The sequence below is a fragment of the Elusimicrobiota bacterium genome (assembly GCA_040757695.1).
In the GTDB taxonomy this organism is placed as follows: Bacteria; Elusimicrobiota; UBA8919; order UBA8919; family UBA8919; genus JBFLWK01.
This window is the reverse complement of record JBFLWK010000107.1, coordinates 1-6,493: the sequence shown is the minus strand read 5'-3', so window position 1 is coordinate 6,493 and position 6,493 is coordinate 1. Positions and strand designations below refer to the sequence as shown.

Below are 6,493 nucleotides of genomic sequence, written 5' to 3'. Positions count from 1 at the left end.
CAGCATCAGTTAGTTCGTTGCCTTATTAACTGTGGGATTTGGTGTTGGACTGGTCGCTACCCTTTATCCAGTTCGGACTTCCACCGACAAGAATTCAAGGAACTTTCTTGGCACACTCATTTCTTTCCTCCGTTATCAACAATTTTTAATTTTTAATTTTTAATTTTTAATTATTTTTATATCACAGCGAGTTCAGTTTCTTTATCAAAAATATGTATCTTTTTCATATCAAAAACCAGTTCTATATTCTGATTTTCTAATACATTAGTATGTGCATCAACCCGTGCTACAAACTTGTTCAATCCGGTTGTAAGATGCAGATATGCTTCCGAGCCCATCGGTTCTACTATCTCAACGGTTGCTGTGATTGTATTATACGGTGTTGCGCCACGAGCATAAAGTTTATCGTAGATATTTTCAGGTCTTATTCCAAAATCTACTGTTTTACCAATATAATTTTTTATTAGTTCATTCTGTTCGTCCAGTGTTTTAACTTTTATTCTACCTTCATCAATCCAGACACCTTCTGAATCTTCAATAATTTTACATTCAAAAAAATTCATCGGCGGTGAACCAATAAATCCAGCAACGAATCTATTGTTCGGTTTATCATAGATTGTTAATGGTGTATCTATCTGCTGAACTACCCCGTCTTTTACAACGCAGATTTTGTCGCCCATCGCAATCGCTTCTGTCTGGTCGTGTGTTACATAGATTGTGGTAGCGTCAAGTCGTTCGTGCAGTTTTTTGAGTTCAGACCGCATCACTACCCGAACTTTTGCATCAAGATTAGATAGTGGCTCATCAAACAAGAAAACCTTTGGCTTTCGGACAATTGCACGGCCTACTGCAACCCGCTGTCTTTGTCCACCTGAAAGTTGTTTAGGATATCTGTTTAACAGATGCGACATACCTAAAATTTCACCTGCTTCTTTTACTCGTTTATCTATTTCTGTTTTAGAATACCCACGTAGTTTCAATCCAAACGCCATATTATCATAGACCTTCATATGCGGATATAATGCATAGTTCTGAAACACCATTGCGATATCTCTATCTTTTGGCGGCACATCATTCATTCGTTTATTATCTATAAAAAGTTCACCTGATGTAATCTCTTCAAGCCCGGCAATCATTCTTAAAATTGTTGACTTTCCACAGCCGCTAGGACCCACAAGTACAAAAAACTCTTTGTCTTTTATCTTAACATCTACATTTTTTGCAGCAACTACATTGCCCTGATAAACCTTATTAACATTTTTTAATACCACTTCTGCCATAAAATCCCCCTAATTCACGAAAAAGACCACGAATATCATCACGAATTATCACAAATAAAATCATGCAGTTATTCGTATCAATTCGTGATGTATGCCTTTATTCGTGCTTCTATTCGTGATATATTATACATAAACTATACTGGAATTTCAAATATAAATTTTGAGCCTTTGTTTAATTCCGATTCTACTTTTATATTGCCGCCGTGTGTTTCAATTATGTGTCTTGTGATTGTAAGTCCAAGGCCGGTTCCTTTTTTTTCAGTTCCTTTGACCTGCTGAAATTTATCAAAAATTTTATCAAGATACTCCTGCGGGATGCCACTGCCGGTATCGGAAACAGAAACCAAAATACAGGGAGTAGGGAGTAGGGAGTAGGGAATAGTTTTACTTCCCACTTCCGACTTCCCACTTTCTACTTTCGCATCTATTGTTATCTTTCCACCCGGCGATGTAAATTTAACAGCATTTGAAATAAGATTTGAAACAACCCGTTCTATCTGTTTTTCGTCTGCGAATACTTCTGGAATATCCTGCGCGATATTCAATTCCATTTTTAGATTAAAAGTTTCTAACTCGGGTTTAAAAAGTTCTACAAGTTGCAGAATCATTGTTTTCAGTGAAAACTTTTTCTTATCAAGAATCAGCGGTTTCCCTGCCTCAATTTTTGCAACATCAAGTATATTCTGGACAAGGTCTTTCAATTTCTGGGTAGATACCTTCATAATGTTCAAGATTCGTTTCTGCTCCGCAGTTAACAACGCAATTTTTTCCATCCTCAAAATATCCAGATAACCAGAAATTGCTGTAATCGGTGTTTTCAGGTCGTGTGTGATTGCATGAAAGAAACTCATTTTCAGTTCATCAAGTTCTTTTTCTAATGTAATATCATGCACGACGGTAGCGGTACCGATATACTCATTTTTTTTGGTTTTTACAAGCAGCGAATCCGTTCTGAAAAACCTGGAATATGTTGGAAATTTTACCTCTATCTCTTTAACAATTCGTTTTTGTGGATTTTTTGATATCTCTTCTATTGCTGAAATTATATCAGGATAAGGCAGAATACTTTTTATATTTTTACCTTCTGAAAGAATATGTGGGAGTCCAAAATGTTTTTTTATCTGCTCATTACAGAGTATTATGTTGCCATTGAAATCAGTAAGCAGTATTCCATCCTCAATAGAAAATATGATTGCTTCCGTTTTTGTCTGTTCTTCAATAATTTTATCAATTTGCAAATCATGGTATCGTTTTATTTCTTTAGTCATAAAATTAAATGTTGTTGAAAGATCTTCCAGTTCATCTTTTGTTGCTATCTCAACTTGCTGTGTATAATCGCCCTGTCTGACTTTTATCATTGCAGTATCAAGTTTTTTGATAGGCGAAAGCAATGCAGACGATAACACAAACGCGATTGCACTGGAGATAGCAATCACAACAGCCAACGCAAAAAATTTGTTGACGATATATTTGTTTCTTAAATTTTTAAGCCTTAACCAATCATAATCAATTACAAGATAGTAGTTAATTTTTTCAACTTTTTTGACTGGCAGGATTGCAACGATATCTGATTTTAGTATCTTATGAAGTTTAAAGGTTGTTTCTTGTGGTTTCAATTTTTTAAGTGCCAGAAGTATATCACTTTCACCTTTTACCCGTTCTTCAACAATTTTTGATAGGTCTGCGGCAAGCAACTCGCCATCGCTGTTATAGATAGCAGCTGCTTTGATACCTGTATTGAATCTTGAACCGCTTTCCTGTGCAGAGAACATCATATTTTCCAGAACCAGTTTAAGTTTATCCTGTATTTGTAAATTATCACCGATAGAAAAAAGCCATGTATCCATTATATTGGCTGTTATCTTGAGTTGGTTTTCAATGATTTCGTTTCGTTCACGGGTCTCAATAAAAATCAAAATAAAAGATGTGATAAAGACAACAAGGACGATTACAAACACCAACTTAACAGAAAGTTTTAGACGGAGTTGCATTATTCTTTCCGTCAGGAATGCAAAGATAGATGAGAATGCCAGGATTGCTATAATCGCAACAAAAAATATATCAAAAAAGAATATAAAATTTTTGAGCGTCTTGATTTCAATCACAGAATTTGTTTTGCCGTATTCATCCATTGGTGTCTGTTTTGCAGTTGTGTCTGCAAACCAGTGTTCCATTTCAGTAATTTCTTTTGGATTAACAACAAACTTGTATGCATATCTACCAGCAGGAAGTTCAACAGCAATCGTCCATATATCTTCTTTTTTTATCATCGGATATTTGTTAAACTTCCAATCATCAAAATCACCCGTAAGATAGACCTCGTTTGCATATTCAGGCGCCTTGAATGAAAAACTAATAACTTCTTTTTTTTCAACTTTAACAACTGAATTCTTCCCGCCGTAGCCATCGTCTTCAAAATAGTTTGCATTTTCGTCGCTGAACCATCTTTTAACAGTATCAGGTTTTGGTTTTACATAGAATTTGTATTCATAAACTGACGGCTCAAGTTTTAGCGTGATTTTTGCAAGCCCATCTTTCATCTCCATCTCGCAGTCGGCATCTTCATAATTCCAGTTATTAAAACTGCCGGTAATAAAGACCTTTTCGGTATAGTCAGGATACCTGAATGAAAATGTTTTCGGTGCTGTGAGTTGTTTATCTTTCTGGACAAGTAAAACCCTGACAAACATCCATAATATAAGAATCAGAACAGCCAAAAAAATCCGTTTTATCATATTTTTTTTAGAATCATTGTTGATTTTGGTATAAGTTCAATATTTTCAAGTTTATATATTTTACCGTCAACCAAATTTTTCCAGTTTCCATCTAAATGTAAGCATTTGCTTACATTTTCATCTGACCTGTTCAGTATTACAAGAATTTCATTATCAAAAAATATCAGTCGGTATGCATAAAAATCATTTTCTAATAGTACCGTTTTGTTTACACCATATCGCATGGCAGGATTTTTATTTCTGATTTTTATCAGTGTGGCAACATAATCAAAAACATCCTGCTCGGCTTTAGTAAAACCAAACTTCATCAGACGACGGTTATCAGGGTCACCTTTACCTGAAAGCCCAATTTCATCACCATAATATATCGTTGGCACACCTGGGTTAGTAAGAATAAATGTAAATGCCAGTTTTAATTTCTTATATGTATCAGGATTATCTATTTTTGCGACAACATTTTCTGCTTTTTCGTTCATACCAGGTTTTATATCACCATCCGCAAGTGCGGAGAATCGTGCAAAATCGTGATTCCCAATGAAAGTGGACATTTGTCCATTTATGTATATTTTTTGTGAATTTTTTAACTCGCTTTCAAGTCGCTCAAAGCCTTGTGTCTCCCAAGCAAAAACATCTCTTATTGCCCAGTACAACGGAAAATCAAACTGACCATCCAGTTCTTCAGTGTTGACAAATTCCATAATTTTTTCGCGTGATGATATGGTCTCACCAACCATATAGAATTTTTTGTTCTGTGGGAATTCAATCTCTTCTCTAATTGTTGTTCGGAGTGCTTTCCAGAATGAATGTGGCACATGTTTTACTGCATCTAAACGGAAACCGTCAATCTCAAACTCTTTTATCCACCATAGAGCATTCCTAACAATATAATCCTGTGCTTCTAGGTTGTTTTCAAAATCAAATGTCGGATTGAAACTATCAAACCAGGTTGTTAATGGATACTCGTCAAACAGCCGGATATTTTTTCTACCATCTGGTAGTTCAAGTGTTCCAAACCATTGCGGATTTTTTTTATAAACTTCATTTTCAGTTATTGTGTGATTAAATACAGCATCAAATATAACCTTTATATTTTTTTTGTGTGCGGTTTCTACAAGTTTTTTCAATAATTCAGTCGTGCCAAAATGCTCCTCAACTTTGTAAAAATCTTTAGGCCAGTAGCCATGATAGCCAGTATATTTTTTATTCGGTGGATTATCTTCACGGTAGGCAATTTCAGGATTATCAATCACTGGTGAAAGCCATAAAATATTTACACCAAGTTTCTCAAAATAGCCATTGTTAATTTTATCAATAATACCCTGAAAATCGCCACCAAGATAATTTGCTAATTCAGAAACTCCATTATCACTAATGGGATTATCATTTGTTTTATCACCGTTACAGAATCTATCAATAAAAACAAAATATATCACACCATTCTGCCAATTCCACTTTTCTAGAATTCTAGAAAAGTGAAATTCATTTGAAAAATTACCATTTTTATCACAACCAATGATTTTGAAATCAAATTCTTTCTTAATCTTAATCTTAGTCTCAATTTCGTTTTTCTTAATTTCAGGAGAATGTATTTTATTATTTACAGTAGCCAGACAATTTGATATTTTGCCTGAATAATTAAATATCAATTTTCTTTTCTTCTGAGATTTAGGAATTATTTCCAGTTCTTTAAATTCTTCACCTACGACCAAAACCGAGTTTTTACCACCAAAACCATCAGGTGTGGTCTCAGGATTTTCAGGGTCAGAAAGCCAGTTACCATCCACAACAAACTTGTATTGATATTTCCCAGGCGATAACTCAAGTTTTACAAAATACTCTTCTCGCTTCTCTCTTCTTTCTTCTCTCTCTTCCTTCTGCATCCTTGTCGCTTTAGGATTCCAGCCGTTGAACTCGCCTGCTATAAAAACATCTGTAACCTTACCTTCGGGCTTGTATGAAATTACCGTCTCACTTTTTTTCTTTACCTTCACTATAATATCAGCAGTCACTTTTTCATTTTCACTATTTTTGATATCAACAGTAAAATATGTCAGCCCATAAAAATCTTTATACGGTTTAACAATTATCGCTTCATCATTATAAACGCATTCTACTTTTTCAGAATTCTGAAATTCTGAAATCAGTTTTTTATCTGTTGCGGTATTGTAGATATATGCTGAAAGGTTGAGTGTTGTCTGCGAATTCTGTTTCACTTCTACTATCGGCAGTTCAGTAATCCTTAATTCACTGTAAAGGCAGATAGAGAGATGAAAAGATAGAAAGATAGAAAAACAGACTATCCATCTGCCTTTCACTAGCCATCTAACCATCTTACCATCTTTCCATCTTTTATGTTGTTGAGTAGACATCTTTATAACCTCCTTGTGGTGACAGCCCTATCGGGCTGTCGTGCCCCTCGCAGAACCGTGCTTGCAGATTGCCCACACACGGCTCTTCAATAACACTTCCTCATAAAGC

At 35.0% G+C, this 6,493-nt stretch carries 3 protein-coding genes; all 3 read right to left on the bottom strand.

The annotated features are described in order from the left end of the window. Positions 1 to 176: 176 nt before the first annotated feature. The 3 genes from AB1349_12320 to AB1349_12310 all read right to left on the bottom strand — a co-directional run bounded on the left by AB1349_12320 (position 177) and on the right by AB1349_12310 (position 6,384). The gene (locus AB1349_12320; GenBank protein ID MEW6558113.1) at positions 177 to 1,280 is read right to left on the bottom strand and encodes an ABC transporter ATP-binding protein; all 1,104 of its coding nucleotides are present in this window, start codon (positions 1,278 to 1,280) and stop codon (positions 177 to 179) included. A 134-nt stretch (positions 1,281 to 1,414) separates the two neighbouring features. After that, entirely contained in the window at positions 1,415 to 4,015 is a 2,601-nt protein-coding gene (locus tag AB1349_12315; protein MEW6558112.1) for an ATP-binding protein, read from the bottom strand. Next, entirely contained in the window at positions 4,012 to 6,384 is a 2,373-nt protein-coding gene (locus AB1349_12310) for an alpha-amylase family glycosyl hydrolase (protein ID MEW6558111.1), read from the bottom strand. Before AB1349_12310 ends, AB1349_12315 begins: the two co-directional genes overlap by 4 nt. Between the last annotated feature and the right edge of the window lie 109 nt (positions 6,385 to 6,493).